General features: G+C 32.3%; 22 protein-coding genes and 1 tRNA gene. 1 reads left to right on the top strand and 22 read right to left on the bottom strand.

Annotation, left to right across the window (positions count from 1 at the left end):
* Window positions 1–140: 140 nt before the first annotated feature.
* The 20 genes from mnmH to OT390_RS02585 form a co-directional block, all read right to left on the bottom strand.
* Window positions 141–1,139: a tRNA 2-selenouridine(34) synthase MnmH gene (mnmH, locus tag OT390_RS02680; protein ID WP_002854897.1), complete on the bottom strand. Its 999-nt coding sequence runs from the start codon at window positions 1,137–1,139 to the stop codon at window positions 141–143.
* Window positions 1,129–1,614 carry an HIT domain-containing protein gene (locus OT390_RS02675; protein ID WP_002854919.1) on the bottom strand — a complete coding sequence of 162 codons (486 nt, stop codon included), beginning with the start codon at window positions 1,612–1,614 and terminating at the stop codon, window positions 1,129–1,131. The genes mnmH and OT390_RS02675 overlap by 11 nt, the downstream gene beginning before the upstream one ends.
* A 9-nt stretch (window positions 1,615–1,623) precedes the next feature.
* Entirely contained in the window at window positions 1,624–2,400 is a 777-nt protein-coding gene (gene trpC, locus OT390_RS02670; protein WP_002854779.1) for an indole-3-glycerol phosphate synthase TrpC, read from the bottom strand.
* Window positions 2,397–3,674: a lipoprotein gene (locus OT390_RS02665; protein ID WP_002855132.1), complete on the bottom strand. Its 1,278-nt coding sequence runs from the start codon at window positions 3,672–3,674 to the stop codon at window positions 2,397–2,399. Before OT390_RS02665 ends, trpC begins: the two co-directional genes overlap by 4 nt.
* Complete coding sequence (locus OT390_RS02660; RefSeq protein WP_002855009.1) at window positions 3,647–4,021, bottom strand: YkgJ family cysteine cluster protein; 375 nt, start codon at window positions 4,019–4,021, stop codon at window positions 3,647–3,649. Before OT390_RS02660 ends, OT390_RS02665 begins: the two co-directional genes overlap by 28 nt.
* Window positions 4,011–4,712 carry a tRNA1(Val) (adenine(37)-N6)-methyltransferase gene (locus tag OT390_RS02655; RefSeq protein WP_002854777.1) on the bottom strand — a complete coding sequence of 234 codons (702 nt, stop codon included), beginning with the start codon at window positions 4,710–4,712 and terminating at the stop codon, window positions 4,011–4,013. The genes OT390_RS02660 and OT390_RS02655 overlap by 11 nt, the downstream gene beginning before the upstream one ends.
* Before the next feature lie 5 nt (window positions 4,713–4,717).
* Complete coding sequence (locus tag OT390_RS02650; protein WP_002854981.1) at window positions 4,718–4,867, bottom strand: hypothetical protein; 150 nt, start codon at window positions 4,865–4,867, stop codon at window positions 4,718–4,720.
* Between the two features lie 17 nt (window positions 4,868–4,884).
* Window positions 4,885–4,961: transfer RNA gene (locus tag OT390_RS02645), tRNA-Arg, on the bottom strand.
* Between the two features lie 28 nt (window positions 4,962–4,989).
* Entirely contained in the window at window positions 4,990–7,065 is a 2,076-nt protein-coding gene (fusA, locus tag OT390_RS02640) for an elongation factor G (RefSeq protein ID WP_002797112.1), read from the bottom strand.
* Between the two features lie 12 nt (window positions 7,066–7,077).
* Entirely contained in the window at window positions 7,078–7,548 is a 471-nt protein-coding gene (rpsG, locus tag OT390_RS02635) for a 30S ribosomal protein S7 (protein ID WP_002779471.1), read from the bottom strand.
* A gap of 69 nt (window positions 7,549–7,617) precedes the next feature.
* Window positions 7,618–8,004 carry a 30S ribosomal protein S12 gene (rpsL, locus tag OT390_RS02630; RefSeq protein ID WP_002782934.1) on the bottom strand — a complete coding sequence of 129 codons (387 nt, stop codon included), beginning with the start codon at window positions 8,002–8,004 and terminating at the stop codon, window positions 7,618–7,620.
* 327 nt (window positions 8,005–8,331) lie between these two features.
* Window positions 8,332–9,771 (bottom strand): aldehyde dehydrogenase, encoded by a 1,440-nt coding sequence (gene aldA, locus OT390_RS02625; protein ID WP_002859043.1) that lies wholly within the window; start codon window positions 9,769–9,771, stop codon window positions 8,332–8,334.
* A 13-nt stretch (window positions 9,772–9,784) separates the two neighbouring features.
* Window positions 9,785–10,102 (bottom strand): L-rhamnose mutarotase, encoded by a 318-nt coding sequence (locus tag OT390_RS02620; RefSeq protein ID WP_020837000.1) that lies wholly within the window; start codon window positions 10,100–10,102, stop codon window positions 9,785–9,787.
* Window positions 10,103–10,873 carry an amidohydrolase gene (locus OT390_RS02615; RefSeq protein ID WP_002837605.1) on the bottom strand — a complete coding sequence of 257 codons (771 nt, stop codon included), beginning with the start codon at window positions 10,871–10,873 and terminating at the stop codon, window positions 10,103–10,105.
* Entirely contained in the window at window positions 10,857–12,113 is a 1,257-nt protein-coding gene (gene fucP / locus OT390_RS02610) for an L-fucose:H+ symporter permease (RefSeq protein ID WP_002868189.1), read from the bottom strand. Before fucP ends, OT390_RS02615 begins: the two co-directional genes overlap by 17 nt.
* 10 nt (window positions 12,114–12,123) lie before the next feature.
* Window positions 12,124–12,912, bottom strand: coding sequence for an SDR family oxidoreductase (locus OT390_RS02605; protein ID WP_002825115.1), 789 nt, complete (start codon window positions 12,910–12,912; stop codon window positions 12,124–12,126).
* On the bottom strand, window positions 12,913–14,199 hold the full coding sequence (locus OT390_RS02600) for an MFS transporter (protein WP_044278192.1): 1,287 nt from the start codon (window positions 14,197–14,199) through the stop codon (window positions 12,913–12,915).
* Window positions 14,200–14,210: 11 nt separating this feature from the next.
* Window positions 14,211–15,377, bottom strand: a complete 1,167-nt coding sequence (locus OT390_RS02595) for a UxaA family hydrolase (RefSeq protein ID WP_002871641.1) — start codon at window positions 15,375–15,377, stop codon at window positions 14,211–14,213.
* A 2-nt stretch (window positions 15,378–15,379) separates the two neighbouring features.
* Complete coding sequence (locus OT390_RS02590; protein ID WP_002901625.1) at window positions 15,380–15,643, bottom strand: UxaA family hydrolase; 264 nt, start codon at window positions 15,641–15,643, stop codon at window positions 15,380–15,382.
* On the bottom strand, window positions 15,640–16,548 hold the full coding sequence (locus tag OT390_RS02585; RefSeq protein ID WP_002793543.1) for a dihydrodipicolinate synthase family protein: 909 nt from the start codon (window positions 16,546–16,548) through the stop codon (window positions 15,640–15,642). Before OT390_RS02585 ends, OT390_RS02590 begins: the two co-directional genes overlap by 4 nt.
* A gap of 229 nt (window positions 16,549–16,777) precedes the next feature.
* Between OT390_RS02585 and OT390_RS02580 the strand changes: the two genes are divergently transcribed.
* Window positions 16,778–17,539: an IclR family transcriptional regulator gene (locus OT390_RS02580; RefSeq protein ID WP_002793545.1), complete on the top strand. Its 762-nt coding sequence runs from the start codon at window positions 16,778–16,780 to the stop codon at window positions 17,537–17,539.
* A gap of 30 nt (window positions 17,540–17,569) precedes the next feature.
* Here OT390_RS02580 and rpoC read toward each other — a convergent pair whose 3' ends face one another.
* Window positions 17,570–22,123, bottom strand: a complete 4,554-nt coding sequence (rpoC, locus tag OT390_RS02575) for a DNA-directed RNA polymerase subunit beta' (protein ID WP_032586534.1) — start codon at window positions 22,121–22,123, stop codon at window positions 17,570–17,572.
* Entirely contained in the window at window positions 22,116–26,252 is a 4,137-nt protein-coding gene (gene rpoB / locus OT390_RS02570) for a DNA-directed RNA polymerase subunit beta (protein WP_002859036.1), read from the bottom strand. Before rpoB ends, rpoC begins: the two co-directional genes overlap by 8 nt.
* Window positions 26,253–26,263 lie beyond the last annotated feature (11 nt).

Here is a 26,263-nt window from a genome sequence, read left to right as displayed (position 1 = left end):
AAAATATTTTACTTCTCTATAATTCAAAATTACTAGCATTAAAATAAAAATTTGAGCCAAGTTAAAAAACAACAAAGATAAAAAGGATTATTACAAGATGATGAAGAAAAAATTTGATTATTTAATAAAATTATCTGATATTAAAAAAGTAATTGCGCTTTAAAATGATCTAAAAGCTCTTCTTTAGCTTTTAAAATATCATCAGTATTTAACTCAAGATCAATCTTATCTGGTTTTTTATAAGTTTTATCATAATACTCCAAAAGCATAACAATAAGCTTTTGCCATTCTTTTCTCTCATAACTTTGAAGCAAATCTTGGCGTAAATTTAAGCTGATATAAGGACTGATTTTTTGCACACATTGTTGAAATTTCAAAGGAGTCATTTTTTCTTGATAAATTTTTTGTATTCTTCTAACGCGATTTTCCAAAGAACAAAAACAATAAATTTTAAAAGCCTTTTGCATTTTTTCATAAAATTTCAAAGGTAAGATAATATCCCCTATTTTGCGACTTTCGCTTTCTATGAAAGCAAAATTTTCTAAATTTTGAATATTGTGAAAAAGTTCTGCTTCAAAAGCTTTTTGCGTAGGTTGTTTTCCTAAAATATCACCAAAAGACGAGCCTAAATGATTTGCCATTTTTTCTAAATTTATAGCTTGTGGGAGTTGTTCTAAAAGCTCTGTTTTTCCACAACCTGTATTACCACAAAGAGCAAAAAAATCAAAATTTATTTCATTTTCGAAATAATGCGTTACAAAAGTTCTATAAGCTTTAAACCCACCTTTTAAACGCACCACCCTAAAGCCAAGCTCACTTAAAATCACTGCGATAGACTTTGAACGCAAACCCCCACGAGAACAATAAATCCCCACCTTTTCTCCTATGCGAAAATTTTGAGTGATTTCTAATATATGCTTAGCGGTATTTTGACAAATATAACTCGCACCCATAGCCTTAGCTAAAGCTTGATTTTTCTTATAAATTGTTCCTATTTCTTGATATTCTTCATCATTGAGTGCATAAAAATTTAAAGCTCCTATCAAGTGAGAATGCAAAAATTCTCTAGGGCTTCTTGCATCGATTAAAAAAGAGAAATTTTCTTTTTGAAACTCTACAAATTCAACTTCACTGAGCATTTTTAAAAGCCAAAACAAGTTTTTGATAAACTTGCTCTATATTAGTGCCACAAACCCTAGTTTCTCCTATGGTTGTGATAAAATTTGTATCTCCTGACCAGCGTGGCACTAGATGATAATGACAATGAAAAGCTATGCCAGCTCCTGCATCCTTGCTTAAATTCATACCGATATTCACTCCATTTGCATGAATTTGCTCTTTTAAAATTTTTACCCCCAAACGCACAAAATAACTCATTTCTTGCCAAATTTCATCACTTAAATTTTCTATATGCTCTTCATGTATATAAGGAATCACCATAAAATGCCCTGCAGAATAAGGATAGCGGTTCATCACTCCAAAACAATGCTTTGCTCTAAAAATCACGCCTAATTCTTCATCGCTTTTGATCTTATTAGCACAATCACAAAATGGACAAATGCTTTTTTCTTTTTCAAAATACTCACTCCGCCATGGTGCATACAAATACTGCATTTTCCCTCCTTAAAGCAAAGCTTTTAAAGCCTTTCCTTCATCTTTTTCGCGCATAAAATATTCGCCGATTAAAAAAGCATCAACGCCTAAATTTTGCAAATGCTCTAAAAATTCTTTATTTTCTAAACCACTTTCTGCGATGATGATTTTTGAATTTGGGATTTGTGGGATAAGTTTTTCGCACAAACTCATATCCATAGTAAAATCCTCTAAATTACGATGATTGATACCAATGATATCCGCTCCAGCAAAAATAGCCTTACTCAAATCCTCTTTATCATGAATTTCAACCAAAGCCTCAAGACCTAAATGTCTTGCAAACTCAAGCAGTTTTTTAAGCTCTTTCATGCTTAGCATTTTAGCGATTAATAATACAAAATCCGCCCCATAAACCAAAGCTTCTAAAATTTGATACTCATCAAAGATAAAATCTTTTCTAAGTAAAGGAATTTGCGTATAACGGCGTATAAGACTTAAGTATTCTAAAGAACCTTTAAAAAAATGCGGCTCAGTTAAAACAGAAATCGCCGCAGCTTTGTTCTTCTCATAATTTAAAGCGATACTCAAAGGATCAAAGTCTTCTCTAATGACTCCCTTGCTAGGGCTTGCTTTTTTTACTTCTGCTATGATTTTAACTTCTTTTTCTACTCTTTTTAAAGCCTTAATCACATCTTTTGGAAAGAAAGGATTTGAAGCTAAAGAACGCCCTAACATATCATAAGGAAGTTTTAGTTTGCGTTCTTTTAAATCTTCTTTTGTTTTTTCAAAAATTTTATCCAATATCATGGTTTTATACACGCCTTTATCGCTTTTATATGAGCTTTGCTCTCATCAGAATTTGCAAATTCTTTATCATCTAATGTTTGTTTTAAAATTTCCCATGCTTGCTTACAATCGCCTAGTTTATAATACCCCCAAGCTAAAGAATCTAAATAATACAAATTCTGTGGATCTTTTTCTAAGGCAAGTTTCACAAGCTCTATACCTTTTTTAACATCTAAATCATAATCTATAAGCAAATATCCATAGTAGTTTAAATACAAAGCATTGCTATCTTTATCGATAGCCTGTTCGAATTTTTCTTTTACAGAATCAATTACTTTTGGAGTGATTTTTTTAGCTTCATTTGCAGCTTCAAATTCAAAAACTGCCGCTCGTAGAAGATATTCTTTATTTTTTGTTTTATGATAAAGAGCTAAACTCATTTTTTTAGCATCATCAAAGCGTTTTAAATTCTGATACAAAGCGAGTTTAATGTCATCATCTAAATCATACTGCAAAGAAATTTTTAAAGCTTCTTCTGTTTTGCCTTGAGAATTTAAAAGCTCAACTAAAGCCAATACAAAACTTTTATTTTTGGTAAGTTGATAAAGCTCTTTATATATACTTTTTAAAGCTTCGATATTTTTTTCATCAAAATAAATTTTAGCAAGCAAGACGCAAGTTTTGAGAGTGCAACCATTGGTTTTTCTTGAAAATTCTAAAACATTTTTAATATTTAAAGTATCATTCAAAATCGCATAAATTCCTATGAGTTTAAATAAAATTTCTTCATTTTGCACTTGATTATAAGCAGATCTATAGTATTTTGTAGCATTTTTTAAATCATTTTTTTTAACCAAAATATCACCATAAAGCTCTAAATTTCTAGGATCACTATCCTTTTTTGTTAAAAGCTCTTTCATAAGTTTTTGAGCATTGTTGATATCATTTGAATTTAAAGCATAAAGAGCACTAAGTCGCTTAAGATTGTCATTTTGATTTAAATAAGGCTTTGCTAGATTATCTAACTCTGCTTGCTTGTCAAGATTGTTTGCTAAAGTAAGTAAAAATGCATTTTCTAAAAAATTAGTATTATTATAATCTTGATAAAGACTTAAAAATTCATCTCTGGCTTCTTTGTATTGTTTATAATACTCATAATTATAAGCCTTCATAACCCTTAAATCAAAATCATTGCTTTTATATTTTGTATAATCAGGATAAACAACATTGATTTTTGAACTTCCACAAGCTGCCAAAAAAAAGGCTGCTAAGACAAATAACAAATACCTATACATTCTTTTTCTAATTCCTTTTGATGTGTTTTAAAATATTCCCAAAATGGAAAAGTTCTGCATTGTTTTGGACGAAAATCGTAGATACTACAATTTCTTTTTTGAGTATCAAAAAAAATGCAAGCAAAACCATCTTCACATTCGACTTCCTTAAAACTCATTTTAAAGCCCACTTTTCTCAAGTATTTTTCAGCAAATTCTTTGCTTTCTAAATTTAAATGCTTTCTTAATGCTTCTAATTCTTCCTTGCTCGCAAAAATATTGCCACTTTCTCCAGTACAACACTTTCCACCGCATTTCTCACAAGCATTTTCATCAAAAGCATAAGAAAAATTTTTATCAAATATCATAACTTTTTAACCTAAATCTTAAGTGAATTTCTTGCATTTGTTTGCTTAAAATTTCATTTTCATATACAAAAAAAGGAGGTAAAATCTCACAAGGCGATTTTGAACCTTTTTTTACCTGTATCAAAACAAGTCTTGCTTTTTTGTTTTGATGTGTATGTACAAAGCAAAGCTTTGTTATTTTCATTTTCATATCTTTTAAAATAAAACAAATTTCATCTAAAGCTAAAGCTTCATAGCAAAAATACAAAGCACCATTTGGCTTAAGCATAGAATTTGTTTTAGCTAAAAAGCTATGCAAGGGTAAAAATTCCTGAAATTTACTTATAGCTTTATGCTGATCTTCACTCTTGTAAGCTCCTTGTCTATAAAATGGAGGATTGCAGACTATGAAGTCAAATTTTTTTATGATTTGAAATTGATTAAAATCATCATGAAAAATATCGCCTTGTATTTTGTTGGATTTTAAATTTTTTTCAATCAATTTTATATTTTCTTTTTGAATATCAATCAAAGATAAACTTAAATTTGCAATATTTTTTTTAAGTAAAATACCTATGATACCACAGCCCGCACCTACATCAAAAACAGCGCCTTTAATTCCTTGTTTTAAAATAAAATCAGCTAAAATTAAAGAATCACTATTGTAACGATACCCTTGTGATAATTGTGCTAGCGTAATCAGATCTGACATATATTTTAATGCGTTGGAATTTTAATGCGTTTTGGAGATTGTTCTTTAAATATATTTCGTTCTTTTGTTATATTATTATCTTCTTTAAAATTTACTGGGCTTTGTGCTGCCAAAAAAGAAATTACAAAAGTTATAAAAAAAGCAATTTTTATCATAATAACACCCCATAAAATGGTGTCCACGGCGAGATTCGAACTCACGGCCTCAAAATTAGGAATTTTGCGCTCTATCCTGCTGAGCTACGAGGACAGAAAGCGGGAAAAATCCCGCTAAAAATTTAACCGTTTCTTTTTTTGATGATTTCATCCGCAACATTTTTAGGAACTTCATCATAGTGATCAAATTCCATAGAATAAGTCGCACGACCTTGAGTTTGACTTCTAAGATCAGTAGAATAACCAAACATTTCAGCCAAAGGACAAAATGCTGTGATGATTTTATTTCCACCACGCTCATCCATGCTATTTACTTGACCACGGCGTTTGTTAAGATCTCCAATAACATCACCCATGTAATCTTCAGGAGTTTCTACTTCAACTTTCATCATAGGCTCTAAGATCACAGCACCTGCTTTTCTAGCACCTTCTTTAAAGCCCATAGAAGCAGCAAGTTTAAACGCCATCTCAGATGAATCCACCTCGTGATAACTTCCATCATAAACAGTTACTTTAACATCTTCCACAGGATAACCTGCTAAAACACCATTTTGTAATGCTTCTTGAACACCTTTATCAACCGCAGGAATGTATTCTTTTGGAATTACTCCACCTTTGATATCATTAACAAATTCATATCCACTACCTGGCTCAAGTGGTTCAAGGCGTAAGAATACATGTCCATACTGACCACGACCACCTGATTGTTTAGCGTATTTGTATTCTTGTTCAACAGTTTTTCTAATAGTTTCGCGATAAGCAACTTGTGGTTGACCTACTTCAGCTTCAACTTTAAATTCACGAAGCATTCTATCAACGATAATTTCAAGGTGTAACTCACCCATACCTGAAATGATAGTTTGGCCACTTTCTTCATCTGTAGAAACTCTAAAACTTGGATCTTCTTGTGCTAATTTATTTAAAGCAATAGACATTTTTTCTTGATCTGCTTTAGTTTTTGGCTCAACTGCAACAGAAATAACTGGATCTGGAAAATCCATTCTTTCAAGGATTACCTTATCTTTTTCACTTACAAGAGTATCCCCTGTTAAAGTATCTTTAAGTCCTACAACAGCACCAATTTCGCCTGCGTAAAGCACTTTAATCTCTTCTCTTTTGTTAGAGTGCATTTTTAACAAACGACCAATTCTTTCTTTTTTATCTTTAGTTGAGTTATAAGCATAAGAACCACTTTCTAAACAACCGCGATAAACACGCACGAAAGTAAGTTGTCCTACAAATGGATCTGTCATAATTTTAAATGCAAGTCCTGCAAACTCGCCATCATCAGTTGATTTTACAGAAACTTCTGTGCCATCTTCATATTCACCCTTGATATTTGCCACTTCATCAGGAGCTGGTAAATAAGCCACAACAGCATCAAGTAAAGGTTGAACCCCTTTATTTTTAAACGCTGTACCGCAAAGCATAGGAACGATAGAAAGACTTAAACATCCTGCTTTAATCCCTGTTTTAATCTCTTCAAGGCTTAATTCTTCTCCGCCTAAATATTTTTCCATCAACTCATCTGAAGTTTCAGAAACTGCTTCTATCATTTTTGTGCGATATTCTTCTGCCTTTTCTTTAAGTTCAGCTGGAATTTCTTTTTCTACATAATCCGTTGGCTTAGTATCATCTTCCCAAACTAAAGCTTTCATAGTTACAAGATCGATTACGCCTTTAAAATTATCCTCAGCACCGATTGGAATTTGAAGTGGAACTGGATTAGCTTTTAAACGGTTGCGAATTTGATCTTCTACATTGTAGAAATTTGCACCGATTCTATCCATTTTGTTTACAAATACTATTCTTGGAACACCATATTTATTTGCTTGTCTCCAAACTGTTTCACTTTGAGGCTGCACCCCACCCACTGAACAAAATACCGCAACAGCACCATCAAGAACACGCATAGATCTTTCAACTTCAATTGTAAAATCCACGTGGCCTGGAGTGTCAATAAGATTGATTTGATGATCTTTCCAAAAACAAGTTGTAGCCGCAGAAGTGATAGTAATCCCGCGCTCTTTCTCTTGTTCCATCCAGTCCATAGTTGCAGCACCATCATGAACTTCACCGATTTTATGACTCATACCTGTAAAGAAAAGAATTCTTTCAGATGTAGTCGTTTTACCCGCATCAATGTGAGCAGCAATACCGATATTTCTAACTTTTTTTAAAGGAGTACTTCTTGACATACACACTCCTTCTTACCAACGATAGTGAGCAAATGCTTTATTTGCTTCAGCCATTTTATAAGTATCTTCTTTCTTCTTAAATGAAGCACCTTTGCTATTTGCTGCATCTAAAAGCTCAGCTGCAAGTTTATCAATCATAGTTCTTTCGCTTCTTTTTCTTGCAAAAGAAATAATCCAACGAATCGCCAAAGCTTGTTGTCTAGCAGGACGAACTTCAACTGGAACTTGATAAGTTGCACCACCTACACGACGAGATTTTACTTCTAATAAAGGCTTAATATTTTCAATCGCATCATTAAAAATATCAATACCTTTTTTCTCGCCACCTTTTTTATCAATAGCTTCCAAAGCACCATACATAATTGTTGTAGCTGTGCTTTTTTTACCATCATACATTAAAGAATTAATAAATTTTGTGATTACTTTATTACCATAAATCGGATCAGGCAAGACTTCTCTTACCGGAGCTTTTCTTCTTCTCATTATTTTTCCTTCAAATTTTAAATTTTACTCAAACAAAATCAAATCTAACGGATTTGTCTGTATGAATGATTATTTTGCAGCGCCTGCTTTAGGACGTTTAGCACCATATTTAGAACGAGAAACTGTTCTTTTTGCAACACCTGCTGTATCAAGAGCACCACGAACGATGTGATATTTAACCCCTGGTAAGTCTTTTACCCTACCACCACGCACTAAAACAATGCTGTGTTCTTGCAAGTTATGACCTTCACCGCCGATATAGCTGATCACTTCAAAGCCACTAGTAAGTCTTACTTTGGCAACTTTTCTTAACGCTGAGTTTGGTTTTTTAGGTGTTGTAGTATAAACCCTAGTGCAAACTCCCCTTCTTTGTGGACAATTTTTAAGCGCTGGAGATTTAGATTTTTCTAAAACTTTTTTGCGCTCTTTTCTAACCAATTGATTTATGGTAGGCACAATAATTCCTTTCTTTAAAAATGTAATAAACTTTGGATGATATCTAAAATTTACTTACAAAAATATAAACTAGAAATAATTTAAATGCTTTTAAAAATTTTTATAAAATAAACCTACATAATTTACATTAATATTTATAAAACATAAACTAATTTTTAATTATTGTTTTACTTATAAAAATAATCTTACTCATTTTAGATAAAATGAAAAATTCCAAAATTGATTTTAAGAAATTACTAAAAAAGTGTTTAATCCATAGTTATAAAGCATCATACTTGATTCCAAGATTATAATAACTCCTATCTAAAAATTTAGATAGGATAAAAATCATTGTTTATTAGTATTATACTGCAAATATACCACATGGGTAGCTAAATATTCTTCAAGACCATGTTTTCCATCAGCTCCGCCTATGCCACTTTTTCTAAAGCCTGCATGAAAACCTTGCATAGCCTCAAAATTTTCACGATTAATATAAGTTTCACCAAATTTAATTTCTCTGCTAGCTCTCATTGCTATATCTAAATTTTGTGTATAAATAGAACTTGTAAGACCATATTCACAATCATTTGCCATATCAATAGCTTCATCAAGTGTATCAAATTTAGCAATAGGTAAAATCGGAGCAAAAATTTCTTTTTGCATGATCTCATCTTCGTGTTTAACATTAGTAAGAACGCTTGCAGGAAAATAATATCCACTTGTATCGGTGATTTTTCCACCACATTCTACAACTGCTCCTTTATCCGTGGCTCTTTGAAGCATTGCTAAAGCATTATCAACCCCTGTTTGATTGACAAGCGGTCCCATATCAAAATCACCCTTTAAAGTATTTCCAACGCTTACCTTACTCATGGCTTTTACAAATTTATCTACAAATTCATCATAAACACTTGTATGCACATAAGCTCTTTCAGCACAATTGCAAACTTGTCCGTTATTACAAATTCTACTTGCCTTAATCGCCTCTACTGCCAAATCAATATCCGCATCTTTGCACACTATAGCCGGTGCTTTTCCACCAAGCTCCAAAGAAACTTTAATGATATTTTTAGCCGCAGCTTCCATTACTCTAATCCCTGCTTCAACACTTCCAGTAAGACTTACCATACCTATATTTTCATTGCTTGATAATTCATGTCCTACTACACTGCCTTTACCTGCAACCAAATTAAATACACCTTTTGGCAAAGAACTTTGCGAAACAAGCTTTGCAAATTCAAAAGCATTGTTTGGAGTTTCACTGCTTGGCTTTATAACAATAGTATTTCCTGTTAGTAAAGCAGGTGCCATCTTCCTTGCGATTAAGAAAAATGGGAAATTCCAAGGTAAAATTCCACCAATTACCCCAATAGCACTTTTATATAAATATATATGTTCATTAGCTCTATCACTTTGTATGATTTCACCCTCATATCTTCTAGCCCATTCGGCCGTATAATCCATATAATCTGCTGTAAAATTAATCTCTATGCTAGCCAAAACTCTGGTTTTTCCTTGCTCTTGCATTAAAACTTCGGTTAAGAAATTAGCATTTTTGCGTATTAAACTAGCTATTTCTTTTAAATGATTTGCTCTTTCAATCGCTGGTTTAGCCTCCCAAACTTTTTGTGCTTTTTTGGCTGCTTCAATCGCTCTTTTAGTATCTTCTAAAGAAGCGCTAGCTACTCTTGAAATCACTTCTTTGGTAGCTGGATTTAAAACTTCGATAAATTCTCCATTATGTGGGATAAACTTTCCATCAATATAATTTAAATAAGTTGTCATTTTTTCTCCTTTTTTAGTCTAAGTGAAATACTTCTTCCATATTTAGCCATTTTTGTCCTGCATAGCCTAAAGATATTTGACAAGGATCTGTTACTTTCCACCATTTTTGTGTGCTTTCATCTCTTGCCATTTTAGCCATGTCTGCTTCAAAATCAGCACCTATATATTCAAAATATGCAAATAAATATTCTCCAAACAAATAAATGGAATAATTTTGTATATTGCATTCCTTAATCATCTGACAAACCCCTTCATAAGGCTTTGTGTGAAGCTCTTTGTATTCTTCTATTTTTTCTTTTTTTATTTTTATGATTTGACCGTATCTTTGCATTCATCCTCCTTTATAAATTAATAAAGCATTTTTGTAAAATATTTTATCTAGATCATCAAAAATTTTACTCTCTATAATAAGCTTGGCCCACTTAGCTGGAGTTATCTTTGCCACTGGATAATTGCTCCCAAATATAAATTTATTCTCACTAAAATTTTCTTTTAAAAAAGCAAAAAGCTCAAAAATAAATTCCTTAGGAGTTTCTTGCGAAAAACCATCAGGAATAGAAAGCTTGATATATAAATTTTGAAATTTTTTCAAAAAACTTAAATCTTTTTTGTATTCATTTAAACGATTTATTTTTGGACTTCCTAGATGATTTAAAACCACTTTTAAATTTGGATTTTTACTTAAAAATTTTTCTAAAAAACCAAGCTCTTCATTTTTAATACAAGCCTCAAAAGGTATATTGAAAGTTTTTAAAATTTCTATTTTTTCTTCAAAGTCTGCTTCAAATAGTCTTTTAGCTCCTTTTTTGCTCGTGTGCATTACTTCCCTAAAAGAACTAAGCTCTTCTTTATGCTTAAAATCCGCTAAACAAAACAAAAGATTATGAAGCTTTTTTTGCTCCAAAGCAAACAAAGCTTCCTTTTCTAAATCATCACTATTAACCTCAACATACATAGCACCTATAAATTCAAATTCTTTATATTCTTGTTTCATCCTAAAAAAATCATAATTTTGCTCTAATTTTTCATCGTCTTTTATCCATGAAATAGGTATTTTTTCCAAATCCCAAAGGTGTAGATGAGCATCAAAAATCTTTTGCATTTTTTCTCACTTTTGAGCCTATAAAGCCATACCAAGCCACATATAAAAACAAAGGTGCCATTGCTAAATACCCAGCGCCTGTACCATAATGATCATTAATAAAACCTATAATTATAGGCATAATTGCTCCACCTACTATGCTCATCACAAGCAAAGAACCGCCTAGTTTTACTTGATTTAAAGGTAAATTTTTTGTTGCTACCGCAAAAATAGTAGGAAAAGAAATAGACATAAAGAAAAATAAAGCTATTAAAAGCACTATGCTAAAAAACCCGCTAGCAAAATACAAGCTAAAGCATATAAGCACATTGATTAGAGAATAAAATCCTAAAATTTTTTCACCTTTGATTATCTTCATCAAAGGAGTAGAAACAATGCGCCCTAGCATAAATGCAACCAAAGCTATAGAAAAATAATAAGCACCTTGCGCATCTTTTAAACCTTCATTATGTTCTACAACATAATTGATAAAAAAAGCTCCTGCTGCAACTTGATTGGCTATATACAAAAACTGCGCTAAAAGCCCTAAGTTAAAATGTCTGTGTTTAAAAACATATATGGGCTTAGAATCATCTTTTTGCTTATAATCATCACTTACCGCACTTCCTTCTGGAAGCTTATTTGCAACAAAAGCAATTAAAATCAAAATAACAATGACAGCAATTCCTATATAAACAAGCTGGACATTTCCCATATTAGCTACCAATGCAGCCTCGATTTGCTCTTTACTCGCACCCTCTTCTTGTTTAGTAATAGATAAAAATAAAGCTCCGCCTATAATAGGTCCTACAAATTGCCCCAAACCATTAAAACTTTGCGCAGCATTGATTCTAAAACTCGCATTTTTTTCATCACCAAGCTTTGTCATGTAGGGATTTGCACTAGTTTCTAAAGAACCAATACCACAAGCTAAAATAAAAAACGCAAACAAAAACAAATGAAAAGAAGCCAAATTTGTAGCAGGTATAATAAGCAAAGCTCCTATGGCATAAAGAGCTAAGCCAAAAATGATTCCCATTTTATAAGAAAATCTATTGGCTATATAACCTGCGGGTAAGGCTATGATAAAATAAGCACCAAAATAAGCAAACTGTAAAAAACCACTTTCATGCTGGCTAATATGAAGATGATTTTGAAAATTTTTATTCATCACATCAATAAGTCCATAGCTTACTCCCCATAAAAAGAAAAGAGAAGTTACCAAAACAATAGCTATTTTTATATTTTTAGAATCAGTCATTTTTTACTCCTTAGTTTTCATCCCAATTTAATGCTCTATCTAAATGCACATAACCTCCATCTGGCATTAAAATTTGCCCTGTAGTATGTGAAGCAAGGGGACTAAGTGTAAAAACCGCTGTATTTGCAATTTCCTCTATGGTAGTAAAACGATGGCCTAAAGGTATAGCTTTTGCGATTTTTTCATATTGCTCTTTAGGATTAGGAAAATTTTGCAGCCATTTTTCATAAAGAGGAGTCATAACTTCAGCAGGAGCTATAGCATTTACCCTAACATTATCCTTAGCAAAAGCACAAGCCCATTCTCTAGTAAAACCCATTTGAGCCGCTTTGGCCGAAGCATAAGCTGAAGTTCTTCCTTGTCCTGTGATGCCTGTTTTACTCACTATATTTAAAATACTGCCTTGTTCTTTTTTAATGTAAGGCAAACATTCTTTGGTCATAGTATAATAATGAAAAAGATTATTTTCATAAGATTTTATCAAATCTTGAGTACTTGTATTTTCAATATGTAAATTATCATTTGTACCTGCATTATTTACAAGAGCATAGATTCCACCATGTTTGATAGCAACTTTTTTTACAAGCTTTTCAATTTGCTCATAATTTTTTAAATCAATTTCATAAAATTCATACTCACTAGATAATTTTTTTAATTCTTTATCGTGCTCTTTAGGCATAGATCTTGAAAAAATTACAGGAATTCCGCCTTCGCTTGCCCATAATTTAGCAATACCATACCCAATACCTTTAGCCCCTCCTGTAATAATACAAACCTTATTTTTAATTTTTAAATCCATTTATTCTCCTTTATCTAAATTTAAAGTTATTTTTAAATGTATTAATACCAATACACCTAAAATTGCTATCAATGCTAACACTATAAGTCCAAACTCAACTCCAAAATGATTTTCTATATATGTTTTTAAAGTAGGAGCTACAAAACCTCCTAAATTTCCCAAGGATCCTATAAGAGCAATAGCAGCCGCGGCTCCTTTTCCTTTTAAAACTTGAGTTGGCAAATTCCAAAATATAGGCTGAATGACTATAAAACCTATAGCAGCCAAGCTAATAAAAAATAAAAATGCCGCCAAATTTGTAACAAAAGTTGAAGCTATCATGCTCAAACTTGCTAGCAGTAAAAATAAAATCGCATGTAAATTCCAAGAATGTTTTTTATCAGCCAATGAGGTAAATATTGGCAAGGCGATAAAAACAAAAATCCAAGGTATGGCATTTAAAAGTCCAACTTCAAAACCTACATTTATTTGCAATATTTGGGCAATTTTACTTGGTAAATAAAAAAGCACTCCATAAACACTTAATTGAATACAAAAATAAACAAATGCAAATTTCCACGCCAAAATACTTTTAAAAATATCTTTTATAGAATAATCCTTAGCTTTAGTATTGGAAATTTCAATATGTTTTAGCAAAATATCTTTTTCTTTTATATCTAACCATTTTGCATCTTTTGGATGTGAATCAAGATAAAATAAACAAAAAATACCTACTAAAACGGTAATACCTCCTTCTATTAAAAACATCCATTGCCAATTTTTAAAATATATATTTGGTGTATAATCAAGTATAAAACCGCTAATTAAAGAACCAAAAACAAAAGCAATTGGAACTCCCATTTGATAAATTCCATAAGCCTTAGATCGATATATAGCTGGGAAAAAATAACCAAGGTATAAAATAATGCCTGGACTAAAACCTGCTTCAGTTAAACCCAATAAAAATCTTAATACATAAAAACTTATTTCTCCTTGTATAAAAATCATTGCCATAGTTACAAGACCCCAAGTGATCATTATACAGCTCAACCAAATTTTTGCTCCTAATTTATGCAAAAATAAATTTGAAGGCACTTCAAAAATGGCATAACCTATAAAAAATATTCCAGCACCCAAAGCATAAGCAGCCTCACCGATGCCTGCATCAATTTCTATATGAGATTTCACAAAGCTAATATTTGTCCTATCAAGCGTAGAAAGACAAAACATCAAAACAATCAAAGGCAAAATACGCCAAGATATTTTTTTACATACTAACTCTAACTTTATTGAATTTGCATGTTTCATCACTTTACCCTTTAACAAGTTGTAGCAAGTCTCCAAACTGAAAAATCATTTTGCTCGTTAAGCTCGGCTTTTACCAATTCTCCATCTGAAATTCGCACGATTAATTCTATAAGCTCATCACGCACTTCTTCTTTTGTTTTTACCCCATCTATAATGCTTCCTGCGTTAATATCAATAGCATCATTCATATTTTCATAACAAAAAGTATTAGAACTCATTTTGATAGTAGGCACGATAGCAGAACCCGTTGGAGTGCCACGACCTGTAGTAAAAACACAAATATTTGCTCCACCTGCAACCATAGCACTAAGTTGTTCTATATCATTGCCTGGTGTATTCATAAAAGTTAAACCTTTAGAAACTACAGGCTTAGCATAATCAATCACATCCATTAAGGTTTTAGTTCCTGCCTTATAAACACAGCCTAAAGATTTTTCCTCTATAGTACTAAGCCCGCCTGCCATATTTCCTGGGCTAGGATTTGCTCCTCGAATATCAGCATGAAAAGATTTGACTAAATTCTCATAAGCTAAAATCTTATCATATACCTTTTTAGCTATTTCATCGTTTTTTGCTCTCTTAGCTAGTATGGCTTCACAACCTATAAGTTCTGTAGTTTCTGCTAAAATTACCGCACCACCCTCATCGATTACAAAATCACTCAAACTTCCTAAAGCAGGATTAGCACTAAGTCCGCTATAGCTATCACTTCCACCGCATTCTGTGCCTAAAATCAAATCACTGAAATCTCCTTCACTTTTTTGTAATTTTGCAGCACTTTCAAGCATTTCATTGACTATTTTGATACCATTTTCAATGGTATTTTTACTACCACCACATTCTTGTATCACTAAATATTCAACCTTTTTATAAGGCGTTGCTTCTTTGATTTTTTCTGCTACTGCTTTGGCTTGTATTACCTCACAACCAAGCCCTATAATTAAAACACCAAAAACATTGGCATTGCTCCCATGACCTATTAAAACATCTCTAGTTTGTAAAGCATCAAATTCAAGCTGGGAGCAACCATGCTGATGGTTGATATAAACTGCTCCATTACATTTTCTAGCTATATTTTCACACACTTTATTAGCACAATGTACACTTGGTATGATAATGACTTTATTTCTTAAGCCAAATTTTCCATCTTCCCTTCTATAACCCATTATCTTTTTCATTTTCATTCCTTATCTCCACGACCTCTAATTCCCGCAGTATTATGGATATGCACCCATTCTCCTGTATTAATATCGCAACTTGCACTAGCTATAGCTTCTGCGTATTTGATAATAATTTCATCTTTTTTTATATCCTTTAGTGCAAATTTATGTCCGCTTGCAATATCATTTAAAAGCTCAATATTTGCCACTTTTTCGCCTTTTTTAAAGTCACGCAAAGCTGTGGCAACATTGTCTTTTTCATTGACTATAATATATCCTTTCATAGTTTTATACCTGTTTCTTTTTCTATAGTTTTAATAAGCTCTTTTGCTTCATCAAAGCGAGTGTTTAATTCTTCTTTTGTAGCAGGTGATAAAGGATGAATACTAGCATTTACAAATTCAAATCCTCTGGCCTTTAAAAGCAAAGCAAAACCCATAGGAAAAGCTATGCTCATACCAAATCTTATGGCCTTTAATAAACTTTTTTGTATTAGCAAAGCTCTGCCTATATTTTTTTCATTGATTGATTTGTAAATTTCGCTCATAAGTTCTGGAAAAACTCCACCTATGCTAGTCATAGAACCTTTTGCACCTGCTAATAATGCACCTACATAAAATTCTTCTCTTCCTACAAAAACATCAAAATTACTAGGTACTACATCTAAAATATGATTTAAAAGCAAAGCATCTCCGCTACTATCTTTTATACCCACAACATTATCAAGCTTTGAAACCTTTTCTATAAATTTTAAGCTTAGTGCTGGTGCAAAAAGAGGTATATTATAAACATATAAGGGAAGTTTCACTTCAGAAGCTAAATATTTTACATATTCAAAAAGTGCATCTTCACTCAATTTATAATAATAAGGCATAGCAAGTAATAAGGCATCAAGACCTAATTCATAAGCTTTTTGCGCCAAAATAAAAGTGTTTTCATAAATTGTCGAGGTAATACCCGTGATGATAGGTATATTATTTTTTGTAGCCTTTTTGGTGAGTTTCATTAACTTAACTTGCTCTTCCACGCTCAAAGCTTGAGAATCCCCTGCACTTCCATTACAAAACAATCCGTTCAAGCCTTTAGAAATACCAAATTCACAATAGCGAATAAATTCTTTTTCATTGATACTTCCATCATCTTTATATGGAGTAAGTAAAGCCGGTAAAGTTCCTTTTAAAATTCCCATTTTTTTCCTTTTGTATATACAAAAATATATTTATATACAAAAAATATAACAAAATATTTGTAAAAAAATCAAGCTGTTAACTTGGTAAAAATTCGTATTTTATTCTTATTAACTGCCAATTTTTACAAAAAAATATTAAAATTAATAAATAATAAAAATTATGATTTTATGTTACTAAAAGTAAAAAATATGCTAAAATTTATAAAAATAAAACAAGGATAAAGACAATATGCATCAGCCCACTCTTAGAGTGTTAAATATTCTAGAATTACTTGCAAAAGAAAAGCTTACCTTAAGTGCTATAGCTAAAAAATTAAACATTCCTGCTGGAACTCTTTGGCCTATTTTACAAACTCTTCAAGAAAAAAAATATATCAAATGTGATTTAAAAAATAAAAGTTATTATTTGGATTTTAAGATTATAGAATTAGGATGTAATATAAAAAATGAAAATAATATTTTTGAAATAATCAAAAAGCATATGAAAAATATAAGAAATTTAACCAATCAAACTTGTCAAATGGGAATTTTAAAAGATGGAAATGTGCTTTATTTAGAAAAAATTGATGCCAATAATACAGTACAATTAAAATCTTTTATAGGCACTTCGTATCCTGCTTATGCAACATCTTTAGGCAAAGCCTTACTATCAAATAAAAATAAAAAGGAATTAGAAAAACTTTATCCTAAAAATTTTGATAAAATTACAGAAAACACCTTAAATAATATAAATGAACTCTATCAACAAATCAAACAAATTAAAAAAGAAAAAATTGCCATAGAAATTGGAGAAATGAATCCTCAAATTGAATGTATGGCTATAGGCATAGAACATAAAAATAAAATAATTGCTGCCATTAGTATATCTTATCTAATTTATTGCTCTAATAAAGCTTTTAGAGAAAAAAATAAAAAAATACTTCTAGAAGAAAAAAATAAAATAGAAAAAGTTTTAAAAATTTATTTTAATGATTTAGATACACTGTATTAATATAGCCCCGAAGGGCTATAAAATAGAGTTTTATTCTTGTTCTTTAAGTTTTAAATTTTGTTCGCCATAAAGCCCTGTTCCAACAGGAATCATTCTACCTAGAATAACATTTTCTTTTAAATCTTCTAAGTAGTCAAATTTACCTGCTATACTTGCTTCAGTTAAAACTTTGGTAGTTTCTTGGAATGAAGCCGCAGAAATCACACTATCACTTCCAATCGCTGCTCTTGTTACACCTAAAAGCACAGGCTCGGCAATAGCTGGTTCTCCACCCATTCTAATGATTCTTTCATTTTCTTCACGGAATTTACGTCTTGAAACCAAATCACCTTCAATAAATTTCGTATGTCCACTATCTACAACTTTTACTTGTCTTAGCATTTGAGAAACGATAACTTCTATATGTTTATCAGAAATCACAACACCTTGTCCGCGATAAACTTGCTGAATTTCAGAAATCAAATAATAATGCAAGGCTTTTTCACCTAAAATTTTAAGCACATCATGACTCGAAACAACTCCATCTGTAAGTTTTTCACCTGCATGAATAAACTCTCCATCTCTTACTTGAATATGTTTTGATTTGTCGATTAAATACTCAGCACTTGTTCCATCTTCTGCTTGGATAATAATTCTTTCTTTAGAACGCAAAGGCTTATCAAAACGAACAACACCATCAATTTCTGCAATCACAGCCGCATTTTTTGGTTTTCTTGCTTCAAAAAGTTCAGAAACTCTTGGAAGACCTCCTGTAATATCCTTTGATTTAGCTGCTGCTTTTGGAGTTTTTGCTAAAATATCTGCTTGAGCAATTTTATCGCCATCATGAACAAAAATAACGGTTTTTGGTTCAAGGTGATAACGCACAGCTTTATCACCTTTTCCTGCAATTACCAAAGTTGGTCTAACTCCGCTAGGTAAATACTCATTAATTACTAAAGAACGCTTACCTGTAGCTTCATCAATTTGCTCATCAGCACTATAACCTGCTTCAATATCCTCAAAGCTTACAACACCATCAATTTCTGCAATGATAGTATTATTATAAGCATCCCATTCTGCAATCACTTTTCTTTCTTTTTTAGGAGCACTTGCAATGATAGTATTTGCGTCATCGATTTTTTCACTATCGTTAAATTCTATCTTAGATTCTCTTGGGATATAGTGTCTTTTTGCTTCTCTATCATTTTCATCAGCAATCACTACAAAGAATCCTTTTTCTTTAACAATATCACCTTTTTGAACATTTTTTACTCTATCTAAACCATCGCCTTTAAGGATGTAAAATTTGAGTGTTCCTTTTTCGCCTGCTTTGATATTTTGAACTACAGGCTCGCCATCTTCTACTAAAATTTCACTCGCAAAAGGAATACGATTTGGTACATTCCAACCCTCTTTAATCACTTCTACGATACTTTCATTTTCTTCTACTTGCATGCCGCTTTGATATGGCAAATAAAGTTTTCCATCTATACTGCCACTTACACCTGCTAATTCATTTGGTTTAGCAAGATCGTATTTTCTTAATATGTATTTTACTTCTTGTTTTTTATCTTTAATAGAAACAATCACATCTTCATGAATATTTTCTATATTAATCACACCTTTAAATGGAGTTTTGATTTTTGGCTCCACAAGTAAAACCGCCGCATTTCTACGATTTGCTACGATATTTTTACCTTCTTTGTTTTTATAAGTTTTAAGATTATAAAATCTTATAAAACCTTCTTTTTGTGCGCTTACTTGTCTATCTTGTAAATCCGTACTTGCAGTTCCCCCGCTATGGAAAGTTCTTAGAGTTAGCTGCGTTCCTGGTTCACCGATAGATTGAGCGGAAATAATTCCCACTGCTTCGCCTGGTTTTACTAATTTACCTTCACCAAGATTGATACCATAACATTTTGCACAAATTCCTTTTTTAGCTTTGCAGGTAATAGGAGTGCGGATATTGACACTTTTTATACCGCTTTCGCCAAGAATTTTTGCTTTTTCCTCATCCATTAAAGTACCTTCTGCAAAAAGCACAGAATTTGTAATAGGATCAATCACATCCTCAGCTAAAACCCTGCCTAAAATTCTTTCTTCTAAAGTTTCTATAATAGAACTATCTGCGGTAATTTCATTGATTTCAACACCCTCATGTGTTCCACAATCTTCAATGGTAATTTTTACATTTTGTGCAACATCGATGAGTTTTCTTGTCAAATAACCCGCATTTGCTGTTTTAAGAGCGGTATCTGCAAGACCTTTTCTAGCACCGTGAGTTGAAATAAAGTATTCAAGAACATTTAGCCCTTCACGGAAATTTGAAATAATAGGCGTTTCGATAATAGAACCATCAGGTTTGGTCATAAGTCCTCTCATCGCAGCAAGCTGAGAAATTTGAGCTGCACTACCCCTAGCACCAGAATCTGCCATCATATAAATAGAGTTAAAACCTTCTTTATCTTTTTCTACAAGCTTCATCATTTCTTTTGAAAGAACATTGTTTGTACTTTTCCAAATATCAATGATTTTATTGTATCTTTCCCCTGAAGTAATCAAACCGAGATTATAAGAATTTTGAATTTCTCTTACTTGTTTTTTTGCTTCATCGATAGCTTTTTGTTTATCATTAGGAACAATAATATCTGCAATCGAAATTGAAATACCTGCTTTAGTTGCATATTCAAAACCTAAATTTTTAAGTCTATCCAAGAAACTTGCTGTAATCTCTAAACCACCTTGTTTATAAACATAATCCACAAGCGCAGCAATGTCTTTTTTCTTTAAGACTTTATTCCAGCTATTTTCAGGCACAAAATCAGGTAAAATGGATTTAATAATCAATCTTCCTGCTGTAGTGGTAATCTTTCTACCATCTACCATAGTTTGTATACTCGCATGAATATCCAAACACTTGCTTTCAAGCGCCATCATCACTTCATCAATACCTGTACAAATTTTATGCGAACCTTTAGCACCGGCTTTTTCCAATGAAAGATAATAAATTCCTAAAACCATATCTTGCGATGGAACGGTTACAGACTTACCGCTTGCTGGCAAAAGAATATTCATTGATGAAAGCATAAGCACCTTACATTCCGCAATGGCCTCTTGAGAAAGTGGCACATGCACCGCCATTTGATCCCCATCAAAGTCTGCGTTAAATGCTGCACAAACCAAAGGATGAAGTTGTATAGCCTTACCTTCCACTAAAACAGGATGAAAAGCTTGAATAGAAAGTTTATGTAAAGTAGGCGCACGGTTTAGCATAACAGGATGCCCTTTTACTACCTCTTCTAAACATTCCCAAACTTCATTGGTTTTGTTTTCTATCATTTTTTTAGCTTGTTTTACTGTGGTTGCATAACCTTTTTCTTCAAGCTTAGCTAAAAGATGTGGCTTAAAGAGCTCTAAAGCCATTTTTTTAGGTAAACCACATTGATCCATTCTAAGTTTTGGACCTACAACAATAACGCTACGACCTGAGAAATCCACCCTTTTACCTAGTAGATTTTGTCTAAAACGTCCTTGTTTCCCTTTGATGATTTCACTTAAAGATTTTAATGGGCGTTTATTTGCTCCTTTTACAGCATTAGCACGACGACCGTTGTCAAAAAGTGCATCAACAGCCTCTTGAAGCATTCTTTTTTCATTTCTGATAATGATTTCAGGTGCATCAAGTTCCATAAGTTTTTTAAGACGTGTATTTCTATTGATAACACGACGATATAAGTCATTCACATCAGAAACTGCAAATTTTCCACCATCTAAAGCCACTAAAGGACGCAAATCTGGCGGTAAAACTGGAAGATTTGTAATCATCATCCATTCAGGACGATTTGGTACGGCTTCATCACTATCGGTATTAGCGTTTAAATTTGAATTTAAGAAATTTTCTACTACTTTTAAGCGTTTAATGATGGTTTTTTTCTTAGCCTCTGAATTTGTAGCCGCCATTTCTTCTTTAAGCTGATTTAAAAGTGCCACAAGATCTAAATTTGCAAGCAAATCACGAACAACTTCTCCACCCATTCTTGCTTTAAAGCCACTATTTTCATAGCGTTGCATTAAATTTTGATATTGCTCTTCGTTTAAAACATCACAATATTCTACTTTTTTGGTGCTTTCATTATCATAGAAAGCATCGCCTGGATTTTCAACGATATAAGCTTCATAATAAAGCACACGCTCAAGATCTTTCATCTTAACACCCAAAAGCGTTCCTATACGGCTTGGAAGAGAATTAACATACCAAATATGAGCCACAGGAGTTACAAGCTCGATATGCCCCATTCTAGAACGACGCACTTTTGAATTTGCTACTTCAACACCACATTTTTCACACTTAACGCCTTTAAAACGCATTTTTTTGTATTTACCACAAAGACACTCATAATCTCTTATAGGTCCAAAAATCTTTGCACAAAAAAGCCCATCTCTTTCAGGCTTTAAGGTTCTATAATTAATAGTTTCTGGTTTTTTTACTTCTCCATAAGACCATGATTTGATTTTTTCAGGACTTGCAAGTCTCAGTTGAAATGCTTCAAAATCTCTAGGTCTTGCATCTTCTTTAATTTCTATTACTTTAAATTTACTCATTATCTTCATCCTTATCAAAAATCTCAACATCTAAAGCAAGAGATTTAAGCTCATTGGTTAATACAAAAAATGTTTCAGGAATTCCTGTTGCTGGAACATTTTCACCTTTTGTCAATGCTTTATAAGCACTAAATCTACCTTCTACATCATCTGATTTTATGGTTAACATTTCTCTTAAAGTGTGAGCCGCTCCATAAGCTTCAAGTGCCCAAACTTCCATTTCTCCAAATCTTTGTCCCCCAAAGAGTGCTTTACCACCCACAGGTTGTTGGGTAACCAAGCTATAAGGTCCTGTACTTCTTGCATGAACTTTTTCATCAACCAAGTGATGGAGTTTTAGCATATACATACATCCTACATGAACACGCTCTGCAATTTTTTCCCCCGTGCGTCCATCATAAAGTTCTGTTTTGCCATCCATATCTATCTTAGCCATTTTAAAAAGCTTGCTAAATTCTTCTATATTTACACCTTCAAAAACAGGAGTAGAAAATTTAACTCCTTTACTCCAGTCTCTAGCATAGTTTAAAAGCTCTTCATCGCTTAAGCTTTTAATAAATTCTTTTTCGTTTGCAAGTCTTGGAATAGAACAAATTTCAAGCATTTTCGCTCTTAATTCTTTAAGAAAATCTTTTTGCTTTCTATCAAAAATTTCTTGAATTTGATCCCCAAGTCTAAGTCCAACTAAACCTAAATGACTTTCTAAAATTTGACCTATATTCATACGACTTGGAACGCCAAGTGGATTAAGCGCAATATCCACACTCTTACCATTTGGCAAATAAGGCATATCTACTTCAGGAACTATAGTTGAAACTATACCTTTATTTCCATGACGTCCTGCCATTTTATCACCGACTTTAAGCTTTCTTTTTGTAGCAATATAAACTTTAACAAGCTTAATTACCCCACTTGGTAAAATATCATCTTTTTCTAAAATTTCAAGCTTTTCATCGTGTTCTGCTTTTAATTTTTTCTTCTCATTTTGGAAATGATTTTTTAAATCATCGTATTCTTTTTGAATCTCTTTAGAATAAGCTTTAATCAAAGTTGTTAAAGTAAAACGATTGATTTTTTCAAGTTCGCTAATATCTGCAGTTTGTCCTTTTTTATAATTTTTATCTCCAATTTTTTGATCGCTATTTAAAGAAGCTTTGGAAAGAAGAGCACAAACACGAAGCATTTCTTCTCTATCCATCATCAAAAGTCTATCATGATGCTCTTTTTCTAAAGCCATTTTTTCTTTATCATAAGATTTTATTGCGCGATCATCTTTTTCATAGCCTTTTTTAGTGAAAATTTTAACATCCACAACAACACCCTCTAAAGAAGCGGTTGCATAAAGGGATTTATTCACAACATGTCCTGCTTTTTCTCCAAAAATCGCTCTTAAAAGTCTTTCTTCAGGAGTTGGTTTAACCTCACCTTTTGGAGAAACCTTACCCACCAAAATCATACCTGGTTTGATATGGGTACCAATTTTTGCAATACCGCTCTCATCAAGATGCGCAACATCTTCTTCTTTTACATTTGGAATATCTTTGGTAATTTCTTCTATACCGTCTTTTAGTTCTCTTGCTTCAATTTCTTTTTCATAAATGTGCACGCTTGTAAAAGTATCTTCACGAATAATTCTCTCACTTACAACTATAGCATCCTCATAGTTATAACCATTCCAAGGCATAAAAGCGATTAAAGCATTTTTACCTATAGCAAGTTCGCCTTGATCCATAGAAGGACCATCTGCGATAATTTGTCCTGCTTTTACTATATCACCTTTTTTAACAATAGGGTGTTGAATATAATTTGTATTTTGATTGGTTCTTAAATTTTTCTCCATAGTGTAATGGTCAATAAATGGACCTTTATCATCTTCACCTAAAATGAAAATGCTTTTATTATCCACTTTCTCAACCACACCGCCACGCTTTGCTTTAACAGCTTCCCAAGCATCACGCGCAATAATTTGTTCCATACCTGTTCCTACTATCGGAGCTGAAGCAGTAAGAAGTGGCACAGCTTGACGTTGCATGTTTGAACCCATTAGCGCTCTGTTTGCATCATCGTGCTCTAAAAACGGAATCAAAGAAGCTGCAACTCCAACAACCATACCTGAGCAAAGATCGATTAATTGCACTTCTTCGCGTCTTGCAAGTATAGTTTCACCATCTTGCCTAGCCTCAACAAATTCTTCTACTATATTGCCTTTAGCATCAACCTTAGTTGAAGCTGGTGCGATAAACAAGCCTTCTTCTTGTGTCGCTGTAAGATAAACAACTTCATTAGTCACTTTACCATTTACAACTTTTCTATATGGCGCTTCAACAAAGCCAAGTTCATTTACTTTTGCATAAGTAGAAAGAGTGTTAATCAAACCAATATTTTGACCTTCAGGTGTTTCAACTGGACAAATTCTACCATAATGTGTCGCGTGAACATCACGCACTTCAAAACCTGCTCTTTCTTTTACAAGTCCACCTTCACCAAGCGCTGACAAACGACGCTTATGAGTAACCTCGCTTAAAGGGTTGGTTTGATCCATAAATTGCGAAAGCTGACCTCCTGTAAAAAATTCAATGATAGTTGTAGTAATCATTTTAGGATTGATTAAATCATAAGGCATTACTTTATCAAGATCCGCATTTAAAGAAGTAAATTTATCTCTGATCGCCTTTTGCATTTTTGCAAGACCTAAATGAAGTTCATTAGCTAAAAGTTCACCTATAGAACGGATACGACGATTTCCTAAATGATCTCTATCATCAATATGTCCTTTACCATTTTTTACTTTAATTAAATATTTTGCAGTTTTAATAATATCTTCATTAGTCAAAACAGTAACATACTCAGGCACTTCAAGACCTAACTTATGGTTCATTTTCATACGACCTACCTTAGTAAGATCGTATCTTTCAGGATTGAAGAATAAATCATTTACAAAAGCCTTCGCTGCATCTTTTACCACAGGTTCACCTGGGCGCATAACTTTGTAAATTCTAATCGCAGCTAAATCATTTTCATCATCGATATTTTCACTTTGTTTAAGAAGTTTTAGAGTTTCTCCATCTTGAGCAAAGGAGTTAATAATCGCTGCATCAACGCCATTAGCCAAGTCATTTGCTATATCAAAACTTTTTTGCTCTTTAATCTTAGCAAGCTTACTCTCATCTAACAAAGTTAAAGAATCAAATAAAACCTCTCCACTTTCTTTATCAATAATAGGATTTGCTAAATAACGATTAAGTAAAATTTCTACAGGATATTCTATCCATTTTAAACCGTCTTTAATAAGCTGTTCTGCTTTTTTCTTTGTAAGTCTTTTTCCAGCTTGATGAACGATTTTTCCTTTTTCATCTTTAATATCATATTCTATTCTATCCATAAAATCATTTGGATTAAATTCTGTTAAAAATTTATCTTTTTTCACATGTATAGTCTGAATAGGATAAAACAACTTAATAATATCTTGTTTTTTATACCCTAAAGCTCTAAAAAGCATAGTTACAGGAACTTTTCTACGCTTATTGATTCTTACATACAAAACATCTTTGGCATCGTATTCAAAATAAAGCCACGAACCACGATCAGGAATAATTTGTGCTGTATAAACAAGCTTATTTGCAACCGTTGAACTTTCTTCTTCTTTAAAAATAACACCAGGGCTTCTATGCAATTGATTTACAACCACCCTCTCAACCCCATTAATGATAAAAGATACACGATCTGTCATTAAAGGAATTTCGCGGATATAAATTTCTTGTTCTTTAATATCTTTTACGCCAACTTTTTCCCCTGTTTTTTCATCTTTTTCATGCAGAGTAAGACGGATTTTCATTTTTAAATTTACAGAATAAGTCAAACCTCTTTCCATGCATTCGCGAATGGTATATTTTGGCTTGCCTATTTCACTACTAACATATTCAAGACTCAATCTATTTTGCGGATCATGAATAGGAAAAATTGATTTAAAAACTTTTTCTATACCACTTTCACCATTATCAAGATTTAAAAAATAATCAAAACTCTTTTTTTGTAATTGTAGAAGATTTGGGATTTCTATTTGTTTTGAAATGTTTGAGAAGTCTACTCTTAAACGATTTCCTAATTTATTATCTAACATATCGCACATACCTCATGGTA

Source organism: Campylobacter sp. CFSAN122748 (genome assembly GCF_045277125.1).
Taxonomy (GTDB): Bacteria; Campylobacterota; Campylobacteria; order Campylobacterales; family Campylobacteraceae; genus Campylobacter_D; species Campylobacter_D jejuni.
This window is presented reverse-complemented; position numbering and strand designations above follow the sequence as displayed.